At 67.3% G+C, this 23,297-nt stretch carries 18 protein-coding genes; 5 read left to right on the forward strand and 13 right to left on the reverse strand.

What is annotated here, in order from left to right; all coding sequences use genetic code 11:
* Positions 1–18: 18 nt before the first annotated feature.
* The 3 genes from D9601_RS12395 to D9601_RS12405 all read right to left on the reverse strand — a co-directional run bounded on the left by D9601_RS12395 (position 19) and on the right by D9601_RS12405 (position 4,114).
* Positions 19–213: a helix-turn-helix transcriptional regulator gene (locus tag D9601_RS12395; protein ID WP_198354293.1), complete on the reverse strand. Its 195-nt coding sequence runs from the start codon at positions 211–213 to the stop codon at positions 19–21.
* Positions 214–437: 224 nt separating this feature from the next.
* Positions 438–2,732, reverse strand: a complete 2,295-nt coding sequence (locus D9601_RS19835) for a nucleoside 2-deoxyribosyltransferase (protein WP_232474076.1) — start codon at positions 2,730–2,732, stop codon at positions 438–440.
* Positions 2,733–2,824: 92 nt separating this feature from the next.
* Positions 2,825–4,114: a tyrosine-type recombinase/integrase gene (locus D9601_RS12405; protein WP_198354294.1), complete on the reverse strand. Its 1,290-nt coding sequence runs from the start codon at positions 4,112–4,114 to the stop codon at positions 2,825–2,827.
* A gap of 319 nt (positions 4,115–4,433) precedes the next feature.
* Between D9601_RS12405 and D9601_RS12410 the strand changes: the two genes are divergently transcribed.
* The 3 genes from D9601_RS12410 (at position 4,434) to D9601_RS12420 (ending at position 7,106) form a co-directional block, all read left to right on the forward strand.
* Positions 4,434–5,441 (forward strand): retroviral-like aspartic protease family protein, encoded by a 1,008-nt coding sequence (locus tag D9601_RS12410; protein ID WP_198354295.1) that lies wholly within the window; start codon positions 4,434–4,436, stop codon positions 5,439–5,441.
* Between the two features lie 70 nt (positions 5,442–5,511).
* On the forward strand, positions 5,512–6,279 hold the full coding sequence (locus D9601_RS12415) for a hypothetical protein (RefSeq protein WP_198354296.1): 768 nt from the start codon (positions 5,512–5,514) through the stop codon (positions 6,277–6,279).
* Entirely contained in the window at positions 6,276–7,106 is an 831-nt protein-coding gene (locus D9601_RS12420; RefSeq protein ID WP_232474078.1) for a metallophosphoesterase family protein, read from the forward strand. The genes D9601_RS12415 and D9601_RS12420 overlap by 4 nt, the downstream gene beginning before the upstream one ends.
* Before the next feature lie 43 nt (positions 7,107–7,149).
* Here D9601_RS12420 and D9601_RS12425 read toward each other — a convergent pair whose 3' ends face one another.
* Both D9601_RS12425 and D9601_RS12430 read right to left on the reverse strand, forming a co-directional pair.
* Positions 7,150–8,727 carry an alkaline phosphatase D family protein gene (locus D9601_RS12425; protein WP_198354297.1) on the reverse strand — a complete coding sequence of 526 codons (1,578 nt, stop codon included), beginning with the start codon at positions 8,725–8,727 and terminating at the stop codon, positions 7,150–7,152.
* Between the two features lie 62 nt (positions 8,728–8,789).
* On the reverse strand, positions 8,790–9,557 hold the full coding sequence (locus D9601_RS12430) for an IclR family transcriptional regulator (protein ID WP_198354298.1): 768 nt from the start codon (positions 9,555–9,557) through the stop codon (positions 8,790–8,792).
* A gap of 121 nt (positions 9,558–9,678) precedes the next feature.
* Here D9601_RS12430 and D9601_RS12435 point away from each other — a divergent pair, with 121 nt between their 5' ends.
* On the forward strand, positions 9,679–11,250 hold the full coding sequence (locus tag D9601_RS12435) for a carboxylesterase/lipase family protein (RefSeq protein WP_198354299.1): 1,572 nt from the start codon (positions 9,679–9,681) through the stop codon (positions 11,248–11,250).
* An 18-nt stretch (positions 11,251–11,268) separates the two neighbouring features.
* Here D9601_RS12435 and D9601_RS12440 read toward each other — a convergent pair whose 3' ends face one another.
* From D9601_RS12440 to hisG, 8 genes are all read right to left on the reverse strand, one after another.
* Complete coding sequence (locus D9601_RS12440; RefSeq protein ID WP_198354300.1) at positions 11,269–13,668, reverse strand: membrane-bound PQQ-dependent dehydrogenase, glucose/quinate/shikimate family; 2,400 nt, start codon at positions 13,666–13,668, stop codon at positions 11,269–11,271.
* 153 nt (positions 13,669–13,821) lie between these two features.
* Positions 13,822–15,804 carry an alpha/beta hydrolase family protein gene (locus D9601_RS20135; RefSeq protein WP_198354301.1) on the reverse strand — a complete coding sequence of 661 codons (1,983 nt, stop codon included), beginning with the start codon at positions 15,802–15,804 and terminating at the stop codon, positions 13,822–13,824.
* A 100-nt stretch (positions 15,805–15,904) separates the two neighbouring features.
* On the reverse strand, positions 15,905–18,073 hold the full coding sequence (locus D9601_RS12450) for a sodium-translocating pyrophosphatase (RefSeq protein ID WP_198354302.1): 2,169 nt from the start codon (positions 18,071–18,073) through the stop codon (positions 15,905–15,907).
* Between the two features lie 97 nt (positions 18,074–18,170).
* The gene (gene thiL / locus D9601_RS12455) at positions 18,171–19,079 is read right to left on the reverse strand and encodes a thiamine-phosphate kinase (protein ID WP_198354494.1); all 909 of its coding nucleotides are present in this window, start codon (positions 19,077–19,079) and stop codon (positions 18,171–18,173) included.
* Positions 19,076–19,543 (reverse strand): transcription antitermination factor NusB, encoded by a 468-nt coding sequence (gene nusB, locus D9601_RS12460; RefSeq protein ID WP_198354303.1) that lies wholly within the window; start codon positions 19,541–19,543, stop codon positions 19,076–19,078. Before nusB ends, thiL begins: the two co-directional genes overlap by 4 nt.
* 31 nt (positions 19,544–19,574) lie before the next feature.
* Positions 19,575–19,964 carry a PilZ domain-containing protein gene (locus tag D9601_RS12465; protein ID WP_198354304.1) on the reverse strand — a complete coding sequence of 130 codons (390 nt, stop codon included), beginning with the start codon at positions 19,962–19,964 and terminating at the stop codon, positions 19,575–19,577.
* A 114-nt stretch (positions 19,965–20,078) separates the two neighbouring features.
* Positions 20,079–21,377 carry a histidinol dehydrogenase gene (gene hisD, locus D9601_RS12470; RefSeq protein ID WP_198354305.1) on the reverse strand — a complete coding sequence of 433 codons (1,299 nt, stop codon included), beginning with the start codon at positions 21,375–21,377 and terminating at the stop codon, positions 20,079–20,081.
* Positions 21,374–22,042, reverse strand: coding sequence for an ATP phosphoribosyltransferase (hisG, locus tag D9601_RS12475; RefSeq protein WP_198354306.1), 669 nt, complete (start codon positions 22,040–22,042; stop codon positions 21,374–21,376). Before hisG ends, hisD begins: the two co-directional genes overlap by 4 nt.
* A 208-nt stretch (positions 22,043–22,250) precedes the next feature.
* Here hisG and D9601_RS12480 point away from each other — a divergent pair, with 208 nt between their 5' ends.
* Positions 22,251–23,291 carry a DUF2332 domain-containing protein gene (locus D9601_RS12480; protein WP_198354307.1) on the forward strand — a complete coding sequence of 347 codons (1,041 nt, stop codon included), beginning with the start codon at positions 22,251–22,253 and terminating at the stop codon, positions 23,289–23,291.
* Positions 23,292–23,297: the final 6 nt, after the last annotated feature.

Genomic DNA, 23,297 nt, shown 5'->3' on the forward strand with positions numbered 1-23,297 from the left:
ACTTGGTCGCTCACCAAATCAGCTAGCCAATGAGACGGCTTGGCGCTCGATGAAGGCTTCCACATCGCTTTTGATGAAGCCAACGCGACGCGGGCCAAGCTGGACCTTGCGCGGGAAGTCGGGGCGGCGGGAGTAGCGGCGAAGGGTCGGTTCGCTGATGGTCAGGCGCTCGCAAACTTGGGCGACGGTCAGGATCGTGATGGGTTCGGACATGGGTTGCCTCCGGCGCGCCACTCGGGCGCGATCGATTACCGAAATGCTGGCTTCCCGCCTGCGAACGCCGTGTTGCCCACGGCTACGGCCTTCCCGGCCCGAACGCCGGAGGTGTAATCCATCCGGCTAGGTCAGCAACATGCAGGGTCGTGCATGAGGCGTCAAGACTGTCAGTTTTTTGGGCCCGGTTCAGCGGGCCCAATCGAAGGCATCCAAAAAGGGGCTCAAGCCAGCGCTGCGACTAGCGTGGGGTGTATAGTAAGCCGAACCTGCGGATTATTCTTGATTTTCACCGACAGATATTGCCGTTTGTAACCGGTGTCAAAGATGTACCGCACTACTTCGTTCTCGATCACACCAATACTGCCGTTCCAAATCATGATATCTAAGAGTCTGTCTACGTCCTCCCGGTCAGGAATCGCTTTGCCACAGTAATAGCGGAACTTCTCCGGCGTTAGGTCGTCACCCTGCGTGAGCAGTTCGAATAGAAGTTCCGCCCCTGAAGGAAGAAGATCGACTATTTCACGATCTAAGTCTTCCAAAACCTGCCACCCGAGTTCCTTCAGGGCTGCCGTGTAATCCTGTTCCTCTATTGTAGACCGGCCAAAGGTGACGGCTCTCCGCCTTGCGGTCTCGAATAGCCTTATGAGATACCGCGGGCGCATCATGCTACCGTCCAGCAGGTACTCTATGACGGGCCGGCCCAGAACCGTCTGAACAGATGCTTCACTCCAAATCTGTTCCCAAGTCGAGGACAGGCTCTCTGCGCTAGACATTACTCTCTGCTTGAAAAGGGCCGCCATCAAGTCTCTGTCAGACCATTCCAAGCTCTGGACCGCGAGCTTGCCATAGTCTGCCATGCCGCGAACGAGAAACTCATATACGTCACTGCGAACGAAGATCGCCCAGCGGAAGTCGAGATTACGTTTCTGAAACTTACGGGAGATCTCTTGCATCGACTCAGTTAGGCCGACGACAATAAGGGCGTCATCCTCGTCAAAGCCGCCCGGTGTCCAAAACCGGTCGAGGTTATCGAGGAGGAAGAGAACGAAGCCTTTGAGACGCAGGTAGTCAAGAACATGGTCGCGGAGAAAGGCCACGTCCTGACCATATATAATCTCCAGAACCTTAGATGAGTCGAGAGACTCTCGATCTTGGCTGTCTAACCCTGCCTCGCTAAAACGCTGGATGATGTTAGCCGAAAGTCGCTTAAGACGTTCGGAGAAGTCGCCTCGTCCCGTGTCGACGCGGCGCTTGAAGGCGGATTCAAGCTTACGAAAGCCATCTGTAAGTCGGGCGTCTCGATAAGCCCGGACTTCATCCTTTTCCAGCAGCTTGTATGCAATTTCCAGCCAGAGGACATACTCCCAAAAGGCAGCGATAACCTCCTTCCTTGCTCCGAACGCAAGTTGGTCGAGAATGAACTCCTTCATCTTTACCAACTGGTACCCATCGGGAATCAGGTCTATGACTATGTTCTGCTTGTCTGAGCGGCAGACGTCACGAGTCTGAAGGAAAACTGCGGTCTTTCCGCTTCCTTTGCGGCCCACTAGGACGTTTGCAGCGCCTGTGACCGTGCGCTGGTATGCGTCCGTCTCAAGAAATATGTCGCCCAAGGTCGCAGCCTCGTTCTCGGCCACGGGGTCGCCGCAGTGTAGAACCTCTAGGATATTCTGCGGCCGCTTTGTACGGGCAGCAACAAAGTCGTTCTGATGGTCGGCAACCCGCAGCCGGAAATCATTCACAAGGCTGTCGATTTCGTCGACCGACTTCCAACGGTCCGCCTGATCTTCCAAATCGAGAGGCAGCCTCAAGTTCTGGTGAGCGATGAGCAGGGCCGGGATGTTCCGGCCGCGTGCCAACCCGTAAATGAAGCAAGCACGTTGGTTGTTCCGGATTGCCGCGTCGCCTTCGGTACCGTCCCAAAATACGACGACCCCGTAGGATGACATTGCCTGCTCGTAAGCTTCGCTTGCGTTCAGGCGGCTCACCTCGGAGGGCGTGAAAGTCCGAAACCTAATTCGGGCTATCTTCTTTATAGCGCTAGTTGCTCTGAGCGCGCTGTCTGTCGGCTTAGGTGGTTGAAGGACGAAAATCGGCTGATCTCGGTTCTTCTCGATCGACGGCCAACGCGGATTGTTGTCAGTGCGCCTCAGTGTCGAAGAGAGGGAAAGGGCCAAATCGTAACTGTCGTGCCCGAGCGTGTCGAGTAGACCGACGTCCTTCACGGGACGAAAGTCGACGTGGGTCGACCGTATCAGCCGGATCGACTTGTTCGCTCCGATTGCATATCCAAGCTCGTACGTAACGTTCGCATTCACTACCGAAATGTCGGCAACAACAGTGTCTGACTCCTCGATCCAGCTTTCTACAGACTTAGCGATGGGCGCGCCGCTGGTATCCTTGTCTGACCAGGGCACGACAGAGCGCTGTGGAGTCGTCGCGGCCCTGCAAGCCTCGCGAATGAGCTTGGATTGATACTCATTTGACGATGCATACGCGACGAATACGGCTGACATGTTTCCCCCTCCTGCGAAGGAGACACTATGGGGTTACCCCGAAAGCGCAAGCCAGCCGAGTTCACATTTGCCCATTTGGCTTGTGAGCCACCTTACGCGAGAAAGGTGCTCCACCGGTTCGCGTAAGCCTGTCCTTCAACGGTCAAGTAGTCCGCCCATTGCTGCATAAGCTTCTTGCGGCGTTCGAAGGCGTCACCACGCCTGTATGCCGCGACGGTTTTGTCGTTGATCGTATGAGCGAGCGCCTGTTCCGCGATCACGTCCGGATGCACGGTCGTTTCGGTAATCCAGTCGCGGAAGGCTGACCGGAAGCCATGCACGGTGAGCCCGTCGCCCCTCATGCCTCGCAGCATTTCCAGCATCGCCATGTTCGATAACGGCTGTTTGGCTCTCGCACCGGGGAACACATAAGGATTGGCGTCCACGCGGGGCACTTGGTTCAGCAGTTCAAGCGCGATCGTAGAAAGGGGCACGCGGTGTTCACGCCCGGCCTTCATGCGAGCCGCTGGGATCGTCCATACTGCGTTCTTCAAGTCAACCTCAGACCACGTCGCGTTTATCGTCTCATTGGTGCGGGTTGCGCACAGGATCGTGAGCGCGAGCGCGCGAGCCGAATAATCAGTTTTGGCAAGCAGGTCCGACATGAAGGCCGGAACGTCGTTCCAGTCCATTGCCTTGAAATGCGACTTAGCTTGCTTGCCGTTCAGCAACCGGTTGAGATTGTCTTTCCACTGAGCCGGATTGCGATGGTTGATCCATAGCGGTGCGGTTTTCTTGTCACCAAGCCCGAGAGCCTTCGCGGCGCTGATTACAATCTCAATGCGCGACCGGACGCGGGATGCTGTTTCGCGAGCGTTGCTCCATAGCGTGCCGGTTTTCCCGTTTCGGCTGTGCGGCTGTTCAAGGATCGCTTTGACGTCAGTTGTGGTGACGGTGTGGACTGGCTTGTCGCCAACGTGCGGATAAACGTAGCTCGCGAGCGTGTTCTCCCACTGCTGCGCATGCTTTTCGTTCTTCCATGCACCCTTGTTCGCAGCGATATAGTCTAGGGCGGCTTCCTTGAAGGTCAGTCCGGCCGAGCGCTGTTCGATTTCGGCGGGGCCGCCGCGCTCCGCGAGGGGATCGTCGCCAGCCTTCACTACCTCGCGCAGTCGTTCGACTTCCGCTTCCACTGCCTTGAGCGTTGCTGCTGTGGTGCCAGCGGGTGAGTAGCCCTCCAACGTCATCAGCCGCCGCTTGCCCTCCCGCGTGGTGTAGCGGAACGTCCATGTAGCGGAGCCGGACTTGCCGATCGCGAGATACAGGCCGCGTCCGTGCGCATGCAGTCCAGGCGATCGGGCGGCGACAAGCGAGGCGATTGCTTTAACGGTGAGTTGGCCCATTTGGCGGGTATCCTATCGGTGAGTATCGTCCGCTGTCACTCACCGGTCAGCGCTAACCAGCCGTTCGACGCTCTTGATCGCTCCTGTTTATTCATGTGCCGCAGCAATCGCACAAAGCTGCGGAATATCAGGTGCTTGCTGGGGCGTTGCTGGCGCTGGTGATTGCTGCTGACGGTTAGTGACCGCCAACCGTTAAGGACTCCGTCTCCGCCACCGCGCCAGCCGGTCGTGTCCGTAAGCCGTCGGCGTTGTCCCACCTGCCGTTTCCCGTGCATGCCATGGCCGTGGCAACGCTCCCGCCGCGATGGTAGGATCGGCCATGGTCGCTTGCTACCTCGTCTGGATCGCCGGTGCATGGGCGCAGGCCGCGGCGCCGTTGCCGCAACAGGCGCCGCCGGCGGCCGTGCCGCTGCGAATCGCGCCGGGTGAGGCGCAGATCGACGACACATTGGAGATCACCGGCGACAGCATCGCCGGCAAGCAGATCGACACGCGCATGGCGGTGGGGGTGACGGTCGACGGACATGGCCCCTATCGCTTCGTGGTGGACAGCGGCGCCGATCGATCGGTGATCGGCACACGGATCGCGCAGGGGCTGGCCCTGCCGGCGGCGACGCCGGTGATGATGCACGACGTGGCGGGGGCGAGCCGGCGCGACACCGTGCTGATCAAGCGGCTAGGGATCGGCAGCGGCCTAATCGAGGATATCGCCGCACCGACGCTGCCCGAGCCGATGCTGGGCGCCGAGGGACTGATCGGCATCGACGCCTTGCACGGCCAGCGGCTGATGCTCGACTTCGAGTCCAACGCCGTCACGGTCGAAGACAGCCGCCGCGCGTTGCCGAGCCGGCCCGACGACATCGTCGTCACCGCGCGCCGCCGCGCCGGCCAATTGATCCTGACCCAAGCCCGGGCGAGCGGCGTCGGCATTCGCGCGGTGCTGGACACCGGTTCGCAACTGACGATCGGCAATCTGGCGCTGCGCGACGCGCTGGTCCGGCGCCATCGCCCCCCGATGCCGCTGACGTCGACCACGTTGATCAGCGTGACGGGGACGCGGATGACGGTGCCGGTGGCGCTGGTGGCGGAAATGCGGGTCGGCAGCATCGTGCTCCGCAACGTCGTGGTGGGGTTCGCGGATCTGCCGCCATTCGCCTTGTTCGGCCTCGGCGACACGCCCGCGATGCTCCTTGGTACAGACCTGATGAGCAGCTTCCGGCGCGTGTCGCTCGACTTCGCGTCGCGCAAGGTCCGCTTCCAGTTGCGCCGCTGCCCGGCCGGGACGGCGGCGACGGGCGCATGTGCGCGGCCGCCGGCTTCGCGATAAGACGTTGCGGGCGGGTTCAGTGGCAATACAGTGTAGCGAAGCGATGGGCTGCGGGAGAGGATGATGGGCGATGTCGCGTAGCGATCGGACCGAAGCCGTGTTGGCGGACATGGACCGCATCTTTGGACCGCTCGTGGAGCGGCGGACGACGGCTGCAGCGGCGCGCCCGGCCGTGGTCGCCGGTCGCCAGCGGCGGCGTTCGCGCTGGTGGATGCTCGGTGCGCCGGCGCTGGTGCTGGTCGCTGGCACCGCATTGGGCCTGACCGCGATCCGCGAGGGATGGCAGCCGCCGGTGGCGGCGACCCGCTCGGCGACGCCCGATGCCTATCGTGTGCGGGCTCCCGCCATGGCAAGCCGGCCGAGCGGCGTGCCCGCCATGGTCGAGCCGGATAGCGTCGCCGCCGCCCCGGCGCCCGATGCGCGCAACACCGATGTCGATGCGCCGGCCGCCGTCGCGCGCGATGCTGACTCGCCGCCGAGCGATGCGCCGGCGATGCGCCCGCCGACGCGCACGATCGTCCCCGCAACACGGTCCGCGGCGGTCCGCGGTCCGGCGATCCAGCGCCGGCGCGACGGCGGCGTGACCGCGCCGGACTGCCCCCCGGGCAGCCTGGAGAATCGCTGCATCTATCAGGACGTGCTCGCGGCGCATAACCGCCTGTACCGCGCCTTCGAACGTGCCAAGGCGGACGGCGTCAGCAATCGCGACCTGACCGCCGTCACCCGACGCTGGCGCGACGCGCGCGACCGGGCCGAGGACGATCCGGACGGCGCGATCCGCCGCTACAATCAGCTGGCCGATCAGCTGGACGACCTGCGTCAGGATGCACGGCCATGACGGACGCGGCATTGGATGCGGCGCCGCGCGCCGAAATCGTCTGGATGCGCGATCATCCCCCTTCGAGACGCGCGAAGTCGACCGGCGGGCGGGTGATCTACGCGATCGGCGATGTGCACGGCTGCTACGAACAGCTGGTCGCCCTGTTGGAGGCCATCGTCGCCGATATCGCCCAGGCGGATGGGGCGACGCCGGCATCGGTGATCCTCTGTGGCGATTATGTCGATCGCGGGCCCGATTCGGCCAAGGTGCTCGATGCCCTGGTGTGGCTGAGACGGCGGGCGCCGTTCGACGTGGCCTTCCTGCGCGGCAACCACGAGGCGATGTTGCTGCAATTCCTCGAGCGGCCCGACCAGGCCCTGCTGTGGCTGGAGCATGACGGGATCGGAACGCTCGCCTCCTATGGGGTCGAGGCTGGGCCGGACGAGGATTGCTACCAGCTCCGCGATCGGTTGCTGGACGCGATGCCGGCGGCGCATCTCGCGCTGTTGCGCGCGCTGCCCGTGCGCCTGGTCCGCGGCGATTACGTCTTCGTCCATGCTGGGCTGAGGCCCGGGGTCGCGCTGGCGCGGCAGAGCGACGAGGATTGTCTGTGGATCGGCGACGACTTCCTGCGGCGGGATCGTCGGTTCGAAAAAATCGTCGTCCACGGTCATAGCTGGCGATCGGATCGGCCGGAGGCGACGGACAACCGCATCGGCATCGACACCGGCGTCTACGCGACGGGGGTGTTGACCGCGGTTCGGCTGGACGGCGCCGGGATCGCCTTCGTGCAAGCGCGACGGACCCCGGAGGGCGCGGCGGAGATGGCCGACGATCACCGCTGACCCCACATCGCATCCGCCGCGACGGTTCCGACGTGGCGCGGTGTCAGCCGCGCTCGAACACCGGAGTCGGATCGCCGTGCGCGACGGTGGCGATACCGGCGGTCTGCAGCGGGGCGTCGGCGCGGGTGACATAGGGGACGGTGCGGAAGCTGGCCCGCCACGTGTCGCGGCTGACGTCGCAGAGTAGGTAGCCGCGGCGATCGTTGGTCCAGGCGAGATAGGGGTTGCGCGCGCGGATGCGCTCCTCGCCGTGGCGCTTGTCGGCGCCGTCGCCACCCGAGCTGATCGAGGTGCTGACAAATTCGGTCGCGACGCTGCGCCCGGTGCCGCCGTCGCGGCGCAGCTGACCGGCGTAGTTCTGATGTTCGTCGCCGGTCAGCACGATTGCGCCCGGCACGCCGTCAAGCATCGCGAGAATGCGCTCGCGTGGATGATCATAGCCGCCCCAGCTGTCCATGTTGCGGATCGCGGCCGGCTCGTCGGCGGTGCGGCGATCCAGCGGCATCATCATCACCTGTTGTGCCAGCACCTGCCAGCGCGCCGCCCGCTGCTTGATCGCATCGCCAAGCCAGGCTTCCTGCTTCAGGCCCATCACTTGCGCCTTTGGATCGGCGACGCCCGTGCAGATCGTGCGGAAACCGTCGCCGCACGGCTGGTCGGTACGGAACTGGCGCGTGTCGAGCAAATGCAGGTCGAGCAAGTCGCCGACCAGCGCGCGGCGATAGAGCTGCATGCCGCCGCCAGCGGGGAAGGCGCTGCGGCGCATCGGCATGTTCTCGTAATAGGCCTGGAAAGCGGCGGCGCGGCGCAGGGCGAACACCTCCGGCGCGTCGCCTTCCTGATCAATCAGGCCGACCCAATTATTCTCCACCTCATGGTCGTCGAAGGTGGTGAACCAGGCGGCAGCCGCATGCGCCGCCTGCAGATCGGGATCGAGCTTGTACTGGGCATAGCGGCGCCGATAGTCGGCAAGGTCGAACAACTGCTGCCCGGCATGGGCGCGGACGAAGGGCGCCGGCTTGCCGTCATAGCCGATCGCCGTCGGCGAGCCGCGCCCTTCGTAGATGTAGTCGCCGTAATGGAAGACGAAGGCAGGATCCTCGCCGGCGAGATGGCGATAGGCGGTGTAGAGGCCGTGTTCGTAATTCTGGCAGCCGGCAACCGCGAACCGCAGCCGGTCGAGCCGCGTGCCGGCGGCGGGCAGGGTGCGCGCCCGACCGGCGATCGAGCGTTCGCGGCCGACGGTGAAGCGATACCAATAGGGACGGTCGGGCAACAGGCCGGTGACCTCGACATGCACCGAATGGCCGAGGTCGGGCAGCGCCAGCGCGGTGCCGTGCGCCACCCGGTTCGCAAATTGCTCGTCGGCAGCGACCTCCCAGGCGACCTCGACGGGCTGCATCGGCATGCCGGCATGGTCGTCGAGCGGCGCGGGGGCGAGCCTGGTCCAGATCACGAAGCCGTCGGATGCGGGGTCTCCCGCGGCGATGCCGAGCTGGAACGGATAGGCAGCGAACAGCTGTTGCGCGCGCAGCACCGCCGGCGCGGCGAGCAAGGCGCCGCCGGCGGCGAGCAGGGTGCGGCGCGACAGTGGTGCGGTGGCGGGGAGGATCGTGGTCATGGCGCGGACCTGCGCGCCGAATGTTGCACGGCCGTGACCCCGGCCGCCGCGGCGGGGGCCCGTCAGCCCTTGCGATAGCCCAGTTGCCGGCTGATCGTCTCTCCGGCGGTGCGCACCACCGGCGCCAGCTTCGCCATGCGACCGGTGTCGAGATATTGCGCGGCGCCCGCGATGCTGATCGCGGCGACGATGGTGCCGCTCGCATCGCGGACGGGCGCGGCGATCGCATGGACGCGGTCGGGCGGCGGCCCCTGGTTGAGCACCACGCCGGCCGCGGCGGCCTTGTGCATCGCGGCCATCGCCTCGGCCTGCGCCGCGGCGGGCGCGGCGGCGAAGGCCTTGCCCCAGGCGGCCTCGCCATCGTCGAGCATCAGCGCCTTGCCCAGGCTGGTTTCGCCGAGCGGCCGACGGGTGCCGACGGGAGTCGTCACGGCGACCCGCTCGCCACCGTCGCTGCGATAGAGGTGGACCGAATGGTCGTGATCCCGCCGGCCGAGGAAGGCGGAGATGCCGGTCTTCTCGGCCAGCGCTTCCAATACCGGCGTTGCCGCGGCGAGCATCTCGCCGGCATCGTCCATCCGCGCGCGCAGCTGCAACAGCTTGGGGCCGCCGCGCATCTCGCCGGTCGGCGACATGGCCAGATAGCCACGCTCGATCAGGGCATTGGTCAGGCGCCAGGCGGTCGATTTGGTGAGGCCGGATTCGGCGGCCAGCTCGCCGAGCCGCCGTCGCCGGTCGACGACCCGCTCCAGCAGGTCGAGGCCACGCTCGAGCGTCTGCACCCCGGTCGGGCGGCCGGAGCCGCGGCGCTGTTCGTCCGAATCTGCCATCTCCGTCTCCTTAGGCCAGGATCGGCCCTAGCAGAAGCGCCGGTATCGGGCTGCATTGACAGCACTTTCGGCAGGTCAATAGGGATGACGCAAGACACGGAGGAGAGCAAGGATGCGGCGGATGGCACGGATAGCGGCCGGGGCTTTGGCTTTGGCCCTGGCGACCGCGGCATCGGCGCAGCAGCGACCGACCGTATCGGTGGAGGGCGGGGCGCTGCAGGGCGTGGTCGAGGCCGCCGATCCGCAGGTCCGCATCTTCCGCGGCATCCCCTATGCGGTGGCGCCGGTCGGCGCGCTGCGCTGGCAGGCGCCGCGGCCGGCGGCGCATTGGTCGGGCGTCCGGGCGGCGGACACGTTCGGGCCGCGCTGCATGCAGCAGCCGCTGTTCTCCGACATGATGTTCCGCTCACCCGCCCCGAGCGAGGATTGCCTGTACCTCAACGTCTGGACGCCTGCCGGCGCCGGCAAGGCGCGCGGCCTGCCGGTGCTCTTCTACCTGCATGGCGGCGGCTTTGCGGCGGGTGACGGGTCGGAGAAGCGCTATGACGGCGCCGCGATGGCACGGCGCGGCATCGTCGTGGTGACGATCAACTATCGGCTGGGCGTGTTCGGCTTCCTCGCCCATCCGGCGCTGACCGCCGAATCGCGCGAGCATAGCTCGGGCAATTACGGCATGCTCGATCAGGCCGCGGCGCTCGCCTGGGTTCGGCGCAATATCGCGGCCTTCGGCGGCGATCCGAAGCGGATCACGATCGGCGGCGAATCGGCGGGATCGTTGGCGGTCAGCGCATTGATGACCTCGCCACTGTCGCGCGACGCGATCGCCGGGGCGATCGGCGAAAGCGGCGCGGTGATGCAGACGCTGACGCCTGCGCCGCTGGCGGCGGCGGAGCGCGACGGCACCGCCTTCGCCGCGGCACAGGGCGCGACCACCGCGGCGGCGCTGCGCGCGCTGCCCGCCGAGACGCTGCTTGCCGCGCAGAGCCGCCAGCCGGGGGTGGCGTTCCGTCCGGTCATCGACGGATATTTCCTCACCGAAGCGCCGGCGACGAGCTTCGCAGACGGGCGCGCCGCGCATGTGCCGCTGCTGGTCGGCACCAATACGCAGGAGGGGCCTGCTTCGGCGGTGCTCGGCGATCTGCCGCCCACCGTCGCCAATTATCGCGCGGGCCTTGCCCGGATGTTCGGCGCCAGGGCCGACGCCGCCTTCGCCCTCTATCCGGCCGCCAGCGACGCGGACGTGATCGCGGCGGCGACGGCGGTGGCCAGCGACGGCTTCCTCGCCGCGCAGACCTGGCGCTGGTTCGATCTCAGCCGTCGGGCGGGGGCGCCGACCTATTGGTACCTCTTTGCCCATGTGCGGCCGCGCATGGTCAGCGACACGTCGGGCCGGCCGCTGCCCTGGGGCGCGGTGCACAGTGCGGAAATCGAATATGCCCTGGGCAATCTCGACGCCAACCCGCTCTACGTCTGGACCGACGCCGATCGGCAGGTGTCGCGGACGATGAGCGGCTATTGGGCCAATTTCGTCAAGACCGGCGACCCCAATGGCGCCGGCCTGCCGCGCTGGCCGCGTGCCGCGGCCGACCCCGCCGCGATCCGCCGCCAGGTGATCGACGTCGACACCCGCAGCGCGCCCTTCCCGGAACAGGCGCGCTATGAGGCGGCGGCGACGCTGTTCACCGCGCGCTGAGCGCGGCGGCGGGCCGCCTTACGACTTCGGCAGGGCATAGGCGATGACGCTGTCGCCGAGCTTGGTGCCGAGCGAGCCATGGCCGCCGGCGACGACGACGAGGAACTGGCGCCCGCTCGCTGGCGACCGGTAGGACATAGGCGTCGCCTGGCCACCGGCGGGCAGGCGCGCGCGCCACAGCACCTTGCCGGTGCGCGTGTCATAGGCGCGCACGTAATTGTCGATCGCCGCCGCCATGAAGGCGACGCCACCCGCGGTGGTGATCGGGCCGCCGAGCGACGGTACGCCGAGCTTGAACGGCAGCGGCAGGATCGTCTCGTCGCGGATCGTGCCGTTCTTGTGTTCCCACACCTTCTTGCCGGTGGTCAGGTCGATGCCCGCGACATAGCCCCAGGGTGGCTGCTGGCAGGGCAGGCCGGCGAACGACAGGAAGGGGTTCATGTCGACGGCAAAGGGCGCGCCGGTGTTGGGATTGTAGCCCTTCTCGTCCGAGCCGTGGCGGTCCGATCCGCCCGCCGGGCCGCGTTCGTTCGGACCGCCGGTGTCGTCCCGGCGCGGCACCAGCCGATCAACGAAGGCGACGTAATTGGGATGCGCGAACAGCACCTGGCGGACCGGGTCGATCGCGATACCGCCCCAGTCCATGACGCCGAAATTACCCGGGAAGACGAGCGAGCCACGCGTCGACGGCGGCGTGAACGCGCCCTTGTAATCCAGGCGGCGGAAGCGGATGCGGCACCACAGTTGGTCGATCATCGTCGCCCCCCACATGTCCTTCTCATGCGCGGGCGCCGGCATCAGCGAGATGCTGGAGAAGGGCTGGGTCGGCGACGTGTGGTCGCCCGGCGCGGCACCGGCCGGCACCGGCCGTTCCGGTGCGGGATAGACGGGCGTGCCGGTGCGGCGGTCGAGGACGAACAGATTGCCCGTCTTGGTCGACTGGATCAGCGCCGGCACCCGTCCACGGCCCGGCAGGTCGAGATCGACCAGCGCGGGCTGCGCGGGCACGTCCATGTCCCACAGATCGTGGTGGACGGTCTGATAGACCCAGCGCGGCCGGCCGGTGGCGATGTCGAGCGCCAGCACCGAGGTGGCGAACCGCTCGGTCGTCGCCGGGCGGTTGCCGCCCCATTGGTCGACCGCGCCCATGCCCATCGGCAGATAGACGAGGCCGAGCGCCTCGTCCGCCGCCGGCGTGCTCCAGCTGTTCGGCGAGGACGGCGTGTAGCGCTTGCCGGCGCCGAGCGGCGCGGTGTCGGTGGGATTGCCCGGATCGAAGTTCCACACCAGCCGGCCGGTCCGCGCGTCATAGCCACGGATCACGCCCGACGGGACGCGGGTGGCGATATTGTCGAACACGGCGCCGCCGGTGATCACCAGCCCGCGTGCGACCAGCGGCGCAGAGGTGACCTGATACCAGCCCTGATTGTAATGCGGCTGGCCAGGCAGCAGGCTGATCGTGCCGTTGCGACCGAAGCTCGCGCAGGGCGCGCCGGTGCGCGGGTTGAGCGCGATCAGCCGGCTGTCGTTGGTGGCGAGGAAGATCCGCTGCGGGCAGTCACCCAAAGTGGCCGCCGCCGCGCCGCCGCGGGTGCCGTCCCAATAGGACACGCCGCGGCAGGTCAGATGCTGCATGTTCTTGCCCGAGACCGCGATCTTCGGATCGAAGCGCCAGCGTTCCCGGCCCGTCTCCGCATCCACCGCGATCACCCAATTGTGCGGCGTGCACAGATAGACGGTGTCGCCGATCTTGATCGGCGTCATCTCATAGGTCGTCTCGCCGGGATCGCCCTCCCGCTTGCGGTCGCCGGTCTGCAGCTGCCAGGCGACCTGCAGCCGTCCGACGTTGGCGGGCGTGATCTGCACGAGCGGCGAGAATTTGTCGCCCGCCCAGCTGCGGGCATAGGCCTGCCAGTCGTCATCGGGGACACCGTGCAGATTGGCGGCGAGCGCATTGCGCGGCCCTGGCAGCGTGCCGTCGAGATTGTGGACGTCGCGGGTCAGCGACACCGCGCCGAACACCGCCGCGACGGCGAGCGCCGCGGCGAGCGGCCCGGCAGCGCCGATCCATCGGGTTCGGGGGACGAGTCGCTTCACCGTCCACGGCAATGCGAGCAGTGCGCCGAAGATGAAGATCAGGTCGCCGCGCGGCACCAGCGGCCACCAGTCCGCACCGATCTCCGCCCAGGCCCAGATCACCGTGCCGATCACCAGGGCCGCAAAGACGTGCAGCGCCGCCGCCTGTCGCCGCCACAGCAGCGCCGCCGTGGCGAGCATCGCCAGTCCCGCGGCCGCATAGAACCAGCTGCCGCCGAGCGCCGCCAGCCAGCCGCCGCCGATCAGGTTGAGCGCGCCGACGGTGCCGATGACGACGGCGAGGATGTGGGGCCACCGGGCGGGATGGCGGGAATGGGTCATGCGGCACCTTCTCGATAACGTCCGGCTCTACCCGCCCGCGCCAGCAATGTTCCGTGACGATCGGGCGGACAGCGCATCATGTGCCCTGCCCGCCGCGACCCCATGGCCGCGCTAGATTGGGTTAGGCGACGGCGAAGATTTGCCGAAGCACCGTCATTTGAGCGCCTGGGTTAGGAAGGCGTCGGTTCGCGTCAGCATGTCGACCCGCACCGCGGAATCGCGCAACTGATGGTCGATCGCCGGATAGACGATTAGTTCGCTGCGTTTGCCCGCCTTGTGCAATTGCCGGTCCATCAGTTTGGATTCGTTGACGCTGACGTTGATGTCCTTGCTGCCGTGGAACATCAGGACGGGCGCGCGGAAGGCGTCGGCGTGGCGCGCCGGCGAGCCCTCGTCGAGCTGCGGCCCCTCACCGATGAAGTCGCGGCCGACCTTGTCGAAACCGCCCCGTTCGGCGCGTAACGCGCCAAGGTCGGTGACGGGGGCGATCGCCACCGCGGCCTTGAACAGGTCGGGCGCGAGCACCTGGCTCTGCAACGCGGCATAGCCGCCATAGGACCAGCCGACGATCGCCAGCTTTTTGGGGTCGGCGATCCCCTCCTTGACTAGCCAGCGACCGGCGTCCGCGACGTCGCCGATCGCCACCTTCCACGATTTGAAACCGTTTTGCTGGAACCATTCCTGCCCATAGCCGGTCGAACCGCGGTAATTCGGCTGGATCACTGCATAACCGCGGTTGGCAAAAAATTGGACGAGCCAGTCGAAGCCCCATTCGTCGCGCGATGCCGGGCCGCCATGGGGCATGACGATCGCGGGCAGGCCCTTGCCCGTGTTGCCGGCGGGCAGCGTCAGATAGGCAGGAATGGTGGTGCCGTCCGAAGCCTTGTAGGTGATCGCCTGCATCTTGCCCAAAGCAAGGCCAGACAGATCGGGTCGCACGGCGCCGATCGGGACCAGCTTCTTGCCGGCCGAATCATAGACGTAATATTCGCCGGCATTGGTGTCGCTGGCCGCGTAGATCAGGTGGGTCTTCTCGTCGGCGCTGGAATCGATGATGCTGATGATCGGGGTGCTGGACAGGGCGCGACCCAGTTTGGTCACCAGTGTTTCATAGTCGTGATCAAAGTAGCGCGCTTCGCGACGTTCCTTGCTCATCACGGCGCCGATGACGCGGCCATGGCGGCCGACGGTGGTGACGCCGTCGATGTCGACCGCGTCATCGGCAAGTGCCACCGTCTTGGCCAGCGTGCCGTCGAGCGCGACCCGGTACAGCACCTGCCTGCCATTGGCGCGGTCCAGGGCATAGGCGACGTTCGCCGCACCATCGACGGCGAGCGGCGTCATCCCCTTGTCCTCCATTTGCGAGAAGGTGGAAAAAGGCTTCCATTCGCGACTGTCGTTGACGCGATAATAGTAATTGACCCGACCGTCGAAGGTATAGCCCTGGCGTAGCGAGTCCAGCTGCGCCTTGATCCGGATATGACCCTGACCATCGGCGAAATAGCGGGTGACGATGGGGTCGGCGCTTTCGACGTGGCTGACGTTGCCGGTGCGGGTGTCGAGCAGATCGACGCCAAGCCCCTGCGCCTTGCTGCCGATGGTGATCACGTTCGCCTTGAGTGGCACGTAGTTGCGCGCGATCAAAACCTGATCGGTCTTGCCGTCGCGCCAGTCGATGACGTGGCCGTCCGCATAGCTGACGTAATCCTGCACGCGCTGCGTGACGCCGAGCGGCAGCAGATTGCTGCCGTCGGCATCCATGCCGATCAACCGTGAATAGCTTTCCCAGCCGCCCTGGACGTTGGACACGCCGTAGAGCGTACAGACGAGGCGGGTAACGCTGGCCCAGCCGCAGCCGGTCAGCGTCATCGGCGCGCCATTGGCGTAATTGATCGGCTTTGCTTCGCCCGTCTTGACGTCGATGATCTGCACGACCGCCGATTGTTGCGGGCCCGGCGCCACGATCGCGACTTTGCTGCCATCGGGAGACAGGCTGGCGTCGATGATGCGCTCCCGACTCCCGAACAGTCTCGCGGCCTGCTCACCTGACACATTGGTTTGCGCCGAAACCGGCGCAACGACGGCGAGCACCAGCAATGCCGAAGCACGACGAAGGTGCAAAGATGTGTTCGTCACGATAACCCCCCGGTTAGGTCGGATGCGACCCCGGGCAACTCTGCCGCGGCGAAGGTGGGTTCGCAAGGTCCCGCCTGCAGACCGTTGCGAACCCTTGGCCTCAACCTCCCGCCAGCGCCGCGAGCAGCAGCAGGGCGACGATATTGGTGATCTTGATCATCGGATTGACCGCCGGTCCGGCGGTATCCTTGTAGGGGTCGCCGACGGTGTCGCCGGTGACCGCGGCCTTGTGGGCCTCCGATCCCTTGCCACCGAAATTGCCGTCCTCGATATATTTCTTGGCATTGTCCCAGGCGCCGCCGCCGCTGGTCATCGACAGCGCGACGAACAGGCCGGAGACGATCACGCCGAGCAGCATCGCGCCCAGCGCCGCGAAGCCGTTGGCTTGGCCGGCAACGGCGCGGACGATGAAATAGACCGCGATCGGCGACAGTACGGGCAGCAGGCTGGGGACGATCATCTCGCGGATCGCGGCACGGGTGACGAGGTCGACGGTGCGGCCGTAATTGGGCCGGCTGGTCCCCTCCATGATCCCCGGATTGTCGCGGAACTGGCCGCGGACCTCTTCCACCACCGCGCCGGCGGCGCGGCCGACCGCGGTCATGCCGAAGGCGCCGAACAGATAGGGCAGCAGCGCACCGAGCAGCAGGCCGACGATGACATAGGGGTTGGACAGGCTGAAATCGACGCTGACGTCCGGGAAATAGGTCGACAGGTCGGTGGTGTAGGCGCCGAACAGCACCAGAGCGGCAAGGCCGGCGGAACCGATCGCATAGCCCTTGGTCACCGCCTTGGTGGTATTGCCGACCGCGTCGAGCGCGTCGGTCTTGTGCCGCACCTCGTCGGGCAGGCCGGCCATTTCGGCGATGCCGCCGGCATTGTCGGTGACCGGGCCATAAGCGTCGAGGGCCACCACCATGCCGGCGAGCGCGAGCATCGCGGTCGCGGCGAAGGCGATGCCGATGACGCCGGCAAGCTGGTAGGTGGCGATGACGGCGACGACGATGACCAGGGTCGGCAGTGCGGTCGCTTCCAGGCTGATCGCCAGCCCCTGGATGACGTTGGTGCCGTGGCCGGTGACACTCGCCTTGGCGATCGACTTGACCGGGCGATAGGCGGTGCCGGTGTAATATTCGGTGATCCAGACGATCAGGCCGGTGACGGCAAGCCCGATCACCATGCACCAGAACAGGTCCATGCCGGTGAAGCTGGCGCCGACCTGCGCCGCCGTGGCGCCCGCCGGGGCGTCATAGCCGCTGGTCAGATCGTCGGTGACCGCATCGAGGAAGCCCGCGCCGCCCAGCGTACGGTGCAGGTCGCCGAGCACGTAGCGGGTGGCGAGATAGATCGCCGGGATCGACAGCAATGCGCTGGTCCAGAATCCCTTGTACAGCGCGCCCATGATCGTGCCGCGGCCTAGCCGCACCATATAGGTGCCGATGATCGAGGTGATGATGCACACCCCGCCGACGAGCAGGGGCAGGCTCATCAGCCGCATCAGTTCGACGGCATCGGCTTTGACGAGCAGGGCGATCGACACCATCGTCACGCCGAGCGTCACGACATAGGTTTCGAACAGGTCGGCGGCCATGCCGGCGCAGTCGCCGACATTGTCGCCGACGTTGTCGGCGATGACCGCTGGGTTGCGCGGGTCGTCCTCCGGAATCCCCGCCTCGACCTTGCCGACCAGGTCGGCGCCGACGTCGGCGGCCTTGGTGAAGATGCCGCCGCCAAGCCGCGCGAAGATCGAGATCAACGAGGCGCCGAAGGCCAGCGCGGTCAGCGCCTCGACAATGATCCGGTCGCCGGGCGCGTGGCCGCCGGGCCCGGTAAGATACCAGAAGAAGGTCGCGATCGCGAGCAAGCCGAGCCCCGCAACCAGCATGCCGGTCACCGCGCCGGAGCGGAAGGCCATGGTCAGGCCGCCCTGCAGACTGGTCCGCGCCGCCTCCGCGGTGCGGACGTTGGCGCGCACCGAGATGGTCATGCCGACGAAGCCGGCGACGCCGGACAGCACCGCGCCGATCAGGAACCCGATCGTCGACAGGCTTCCCAGGGTGGCGAACAGGATCACCGCGACAACGACGCCGACGATCGCGATGGTGGTATATTGGCGACCCAGATAGGCCTTGGCGCCTTCCTGGATGGCGGCGGCGATGTCCTGCATCCGGGCGTCGCCCGGAGAGGCGCGCAGCACCTGTTGGCTGGTGACGAAGCCATAGACCACGGCGACGAGGCCGCAGAGGATGGCGAGGGTGACCGTGGTCATTCGCGCAAGTCCTTCTCCTGTGGGCGCGCGGCCGATGTGCCCCCGGTCTCGCGCGGTGAAGGGAGGCTATGGCGCGGTGGAAGCGAGCGCAAGCACCTCAGTCAAGCCGGTGGAGATAGCCGAGACGGGCGGGAAGCGGGACCGCCACACCGTCTTCATGCAGGTGCAGTCCGGTGCCGCGGCGGAAGCGACCCAGGCGGGTCGCGGCGACCGCGGGCCGGACGTTGGCCGGCATCGCGAACAGCAGTTCGTAGTCGTCCCCGGCGGTCGCCGCCTGCAGCCGCGCCGTGCGATCGTCACCGGAATGGCGGCGATACTCGGCGGACAGCGGCACCACGGCGAGATCGATCTCGACCGCCAGGCCGCTCGCCTCGGCCATGCGCGCGGCGTCGATCAACAGTCCATCGGACACGTCCATCATCGCATGCGCCACGCGCGACAGCACGCGCCCCTCGGCGAGGCGCGGCACCGGGCGGCGATAGCGCGCGAGGAGCGCCGAGGGGCCAGGGGTGCCTTGCGCGATGGCGAGGCCGGCCCCGGCGTCGCCGATCGTCCCCGTCACCCATAAGGCGTCATTCTCGCCGGCACCGCCGCGCGGTGGCGCCGGCGTATCGCCACCGAAGGCGGTGACGGTCAGGATCCGCGGTGCTCCGGTCGGCAAGGTCACCGTATCGCCACCCAGCAAGCCGGTGCCACAGGCGGACAGCACCTCGCCCAGACCTTCCAGAAAGGCGCGATCCCAGCCGTCGTCGGACAGCGGGTAGTTGAGCAAGATGCCTTCCGGCCGGGCGCCCTTGCCGGCGATGTCGGACAGATTGGTGGCGACGAGCTTCCAGGCGACGTCCCGCGGTGGATCGTCGGGCAGAAAGTGGACGCCCTCGACCAGCGTATCGGTCGATACCACCAGCGGCGCCAGTATCAGCCGGGCGGTATCGTCGCGCAGATCCCGCGCCGCCGGATGGATCGGCAGGGTGCGTAGCGCCGCGAGGAAGTCCGCCTCGGTCAGCTGCGCGCGTCCGCCCGCACGTCCTTGGCGATGCCGTCGAGCAGGCCGTTGACGAAGCCGGTCTCGCGCCGTTCGTAGAAGGCGTGCGCGACGTCGACATATTCGCTGATCGTCGCGCCGACCGGTACGTCCTTGCGCGCCATCAGTTCGTAGGTGCCGGCGCGCAGCAGCGCCTTCATCGGCTTGTCGAGGCGGGCGAGCGTCCAGCCGCTGGCCAGCTTCTTCTCGATCGCGAGGTCGATCTCGCCGGCGCGGGCATGGGCGCCGGTGACCAGATCGTCGAAGAAATCGACGTCCGCGTCGGCATATTCGACATCCTCGATCGTCGCGCCGATCCGGTGCTGATGGAATTCATGAAGCAGCGCGGGGATCGCCGTCCCCTCCATCTCATGCTGGTAGAGCGCCTGGACGGCGGCGAGACGGGCGGCGGCGCGCGCCTTGGTGCGATCTTGGGTACGGGACATCGGGCGCATGTAGGCGCGTGGCGCCGCGCCGTCACCCCTTGCAGGCGGAGAGAGACGTTTCCCCGGGTCCCGGCGGCGTGCCCGCGGCCGGTCGACGGCTCTTCAGTCGCGACAGTGGCGCATAGTTTTCGCGGACCAGCTGCAGCGGGGCGATGTCGGACAGGAAGTGCAGGCCGTAGCCATCGGGGCTGCGGCGCACCACCGTCGCGTCCAATTCGCAGCCATGGGCCCGCAGCGTCACCTGCTCGCCGATCGCCAGCGTGATGGCCTGGTGCAACAAGATGATTCTGGCGCCGCGTACGGAAACGTCCGCCACCTGGGCGGGAAGATACAGCCCGTGCCGCCCGATCCAGGCTTCGAAGGAGGTCGGAAAGCGTTGATGGGCACGGCCATTGATCTTGCGACGACGTTCTTCGGGCATTCGGACTCTCCCAAGTCAGCCCACGCTTCTGCCGGACTCGGATGCTTGATCGGTCCGTTTTCGACCAACCTCCCCAATAAATGCTTAAGTCTGCCCGGTACGCCGTTGATTTTGTTATTGGTGGTTGAGACGCAATCGCAGTGCGACCGAGCGGGCGTGGGCCGGCAGCCCCTCCGCATGGGCGAGCGCGACGGTTGCCGGGCCAAGCTCGGCGAGCGCGCCCTGATCGAGGCCGAGGAAGCTGGTCCGCTTCATGAAGTCGAGCACCGACAGGCCCGAGGAGAAGCGCGCGCGTCGCCCGGTCGGCAGAACGTGGTTGGGCCCGGCGACATAATCGCCGATCGCTTCCGGCGTGTGTTTGCCGAGAAAGACGCTGCCCGCGTGGCGGACGCGGTCGAACAGCGCCTGGGGATCGTCGACCGAAAGCTGCAGATGCTCGGGAGCGAGCCGGTCGACCAGCGCGCAGGCATCCTCCAGCCGCTCGACGACGATGATGGCGCCATTGGCGTCCCATGCAGCACGCGCGACCGCCTGGGTGGCGAGTTGGCCAAGTTCCGATTCGACTTGCGCCGCGACCGCCTCGGCGAAGGCGGCGTCGTCGGTGAACAGGATCGATTGCGTGACGGTGTCGTGCTCGGCCTGGCTCAGCAGGTCGGCGGCGGTGATGCGCGGGTCGTTGCGGCCGTCGGCGACGACCACGATCTCGCTCGGCCCCGCCACCATGTCGATGCCGACCACGCCATAGACCTGCCGCTTCGCCTCGGCGACCCAGGCGTTGCCGGGGCCGGTGACCACGTCGACCGGGGCGATCCGCCCCGCGCCATAAGCGAGGGCGCCGATCGCCTGCGCGCCGCCGATTCGCCAGACCTCGTCGACCCCGGCCAGATGCGCGGCGGCGAGGACGAGCGGATTGATCTGCCCATCCGGGGTCGGCGTCACCATCACCAGCCGTTCGACGCCCGCGACCTTGGCGGGGATGGCGTTCATCAGCAGCGACGAGGGATAGGCCGCGCGACCGCCGGGGACGTAGAGGCCGGCGGCATCGACGGCCCGCCAGCGCGCGCCGAGCCGCACCCCGGCCTCGTCCCGCCAGTCACTGTCCACCGGCCGCTGCTTCTCGTGATAGGTGCGGATGCGCTGCGCCGCGAGATCGAGCGCGGCGCGCAGCTCCGGCTCCAGCGCGTCATAGGCGGCGGCGCAGGTGGCGGGCTCGATCCGCCAGCCGGTCTCGGCCAGATCGTGACGATCGAACTTCCTGGTGAAGGCGGCGACCGCCGCTTCGCCCTCGTCCCGCACGGCGCGCAGGATGGCGGCGACGTCGCGCGCCACGTCGGTGGATGATTCGCGACGGGCGTCGACGAGATCGGCGAAAGCCTGGGCAAAGCCGGCATCGCGCGCGTCGAGGCGGATCATGCGGCGATCCCCGTCGTCGCGCCGACCGCGCGGCGGAACGCCTCGACCAGCGGCACGACCTCGCTGCGCGTCTTCATCGCGGCGCGATTGACGACGAGGCGACTGGTCACCTCGGCGATCACCTCTACCTCGACCAGCCCGTTCTCCTTGAGCGTGCGGCCCGAGGAGACGAGATCGACGATGCGCGGCGCCAGGCCGAGCGTCGGGGCGAGCTCCATCGCACCGTTGAGCTTGACGCACTCCGCCTGCACGCCGCGACGCGCGAAATGGGCGGCGGTGATGTGCGGATATTTGGTCGCGACGCGAACATGGCTCCAGCCGCGCGGGTCGTCGCTGGCCGCGAGGTCGGCCGGTTCGGCGACCGAGATGCGGCAATGGCCGATGCCGAGGTCGACGGGGGCGTAGAGTTCGGAATAGCCGAATTCGGCGATCACGTCCGAACCGACGATGCCGAGCTGGGCGGCGCCATGCGCGACGAAGGTCGCGACGTCGAAGGCGCGCACGCGGATCAGCTCGATGCCCGGCCGATCGGTGGCAAAGCGCAAGGCCCGGCTGTCCTCGTCGGAAAAGGCGGGTTCGGGGACGATGCCCGCTGCCGCGAGCAGCGGCACGGCCTCTGCCAGGATGCGGCCCTTGGGCACGGCGATGATGATCGGTTGGGTCACGCGACGCGCCTTACGAGCGCGGGGGGGCGGGAGCAACAGAGCGGCGCGCGGGCGAGTCTTGACAGAATTGACGCCTGAACGGGCCAAGTCGCGTGCCGCCCGCATCCCCGCCCATCACGCCGACAGAACGGGAGGGTGGATAGGCGGTGCATGGCGCGAGCCTAACGCAGCGCGATCGTGTAGGACAGCGCTAGGAAGGAGCACGGCCATGACCGAGGCGGCCAATCGCGAGTCGTTCCGCATCCAGCGCGGCTATTGCGCCCACATGGATGCGCCGATCTATGCCCATTTGTGCGGGGTGATCGCGGATGGGCTGAGCGGCGAGAGCGAGACCGGGCGGCGGGTGCTCGGCTGGACCGGTGAGCCGACGCGCGACGCGCTGCCGCTGCGGCTGGTCGGCGGGTTGCACGCGCTGGTGCAGGCGGGGCGGGACGACGACCTGGCCCGCGTCTTCGCCGGCACGGTGACCGACGAGGCGGCGATCGCCGCGATCGTGGCGCGGACGCTGGTCGACCATGACGCGGCGCTGCTGCCCTGGCTCGATGGGCCGCCGCAGACCAACGAGCCGGGCCGGTCGGGGGCGCTGATGACCGGTCTGCTCGCGGTGGCGGCGCGGCATGGGCCGCGGCTGGAGCTGATCGAGATCGGATCGAGCGCGGGGCTGAATCTGCTGATCGACCGCTATCGCTTCGACCTCGGCGGGACGATGATCGGTCCGGCGGACGCGCCGGTGACGATCCGCCCGGACTGGCGTGGCCCGGCGCCCGATCCGGTGCCGCTGACCATCGAGTCGGTGCGCGGCTGCGACATCCAGCCGCTCGACGCGACCGATCCGGCGGTGGCGGCACGCCTGTCGGCCTATGTCTGGGCCGAGGCGGTCGAGCGGCAGGTGCGGCTGCAAGCCGCCATCGCGATGCTGCGCGACCGCGGCGTCGCGCTCGATCGGGCGGATGCCGCCGATTGGGTCGAGGCGCGGCTCGCCGAGCCTCAGGCGGCGGGGGTGACGCGCGTGCTGCTGCATTCGGTGGTCTGGCAATATCTGCCGGCGACGAGCGCGACGCGGATCGAGGCGGCGATGACCGCGGCGGCGACCCGCGCCGACGCGACCCGGCCGCTCGCCTGGGTGCAGATGGAGCCCGACCGCCGCACCGCGCAGATGCTGGTGCGGGTGAGGAATTGGCCGGGCGATGGGTGGCAAGCGGTCGCGGAGAGCCATGCGCACGGCGCCTGGGTGATGCCGCTGGCGTGAAGCCCC

The organism is Sphingomonas sp. MA1305, from assembly GCF_016107325.1.
Lineage (GTDB): Bacteria > Pseudomonadota > Alphaproteobacteria > Sphingomonadales > Sphingomonadaceae > Sphingomonas.

What these genes read in the sequence shown, in the direction of transcription:
- D9601_RS12395 (WP_198354293.1), bottom strand. Translation starts at nt 213, where the DNA reads ATGTCCGAACCCATCACGATCCTGACCGTCGCCCAAGTTTGCGAGCGC.
- D9601_RS19835 (WP_232474076.1), bottom strand. Translation starts at nt 2,732, where the DNA reads ATGTCAGCCGTATTCGTCGCGTATGCATCGTCAAATGAGTATCAATCC.
- D9601_RS12405 (WP_198354294.1), bottom strand. Translation starts at nt 4,114, where the DNA reads ATGGGCCAACTCACCGTTAAAGCAATCGCCTCGCTTGTCGCCGCCCGA.
- D9601_RS12410 (WP_198354295.1), top strand. Translation starts at nt 4,434, where the DNA reads ATGGTCGCTTGCTACCTCGTCTGGATCGCCGGTGCATGGGCGCAGGCC.
- D9601_RS12415 (WP_198354296.1), top strand. Translation starts at nt 5,512, where the DNA reads ATGTCGCGTAGCGATCGGACCGAAGCCGTGTTGGCGGACATGGACCGC.
- D9601_RS12420 (WP_232474078.1), top strand. Translation starts at nt 6,276, where the DNA reads ATGACGGACGCGGCATTGGATGCGGCGCCGCGCGCCGAAATCGTCTGG.
- D9601_RS12425 (WP_198354297.1), bottom strand. Translation starts at nt 8,727, where the DNA reads ATGACCACGATCCTCCCCGCCACCGCACCACTGTCGCGCCGCACCCTG.
- D9601_RS12430 (WP_198354298.1), bottom strand. Translation starts at nt 9,557, where the DNA reads ATGGCAGATTCGGACGAACAGCGCCGCGGCTCCGGCCGCCCGACCGGG.
- D9601_RS12435 (WP_198354299.1), top strand. Translation starts at nt 9,679, where the DNA reads ATGGCACGGATAGCGGCCGGGGCTTTGGCTTTGGCCCTGGCGACCGCG.
- D9601_RS12440 (WP_198354300.1), bottom strand. Translation starts at nt 13,668, where the DNA reads ATGACCCATTCCCGCCATCCCGCCCGGTGGCCCCACATCCTCGCCGTC.
- D9601_RS12450 (WP_198354302.1), bottom strand. Translation starts at nt 18,073, where the DNA reads ATGACCACGGTCACCCTCGCCATCCTCTGCGGCCTCGTCGCCGTGGTC.
- nusB (WP_198354303.1), bottom strand. Translation starts at nt 19,543, where the DNA reads ATGTCCCGTACCCAAGATCGCACCAAGGCGCGCGCCGCCGCCCGTCTC.
- D9601_RS12465 (WP_198354304.1), bottom strand. Translation starts at nt 19,964, where the DNA reads ATGCCCGAAGAACGTCGTCGCAAGATCAATGGCCGTGCCCATCAACGC.
- hisD (WP_198354305.1), bottom strand. Translation starts at nt 21,377, where the DNA reads ATGATCCGCCTCGACGCGCGCGATGCCGGCTTTGCCCAGGCTTTCGCC.
- D9601_RS12480 (WP_198354307.1), top strand. Translation starts at nt 22,251, where the DNA reads ATGACCGAGGCGGCCAATCGCGAGTCGTTCCGCATCCAGCGCGGCTAT.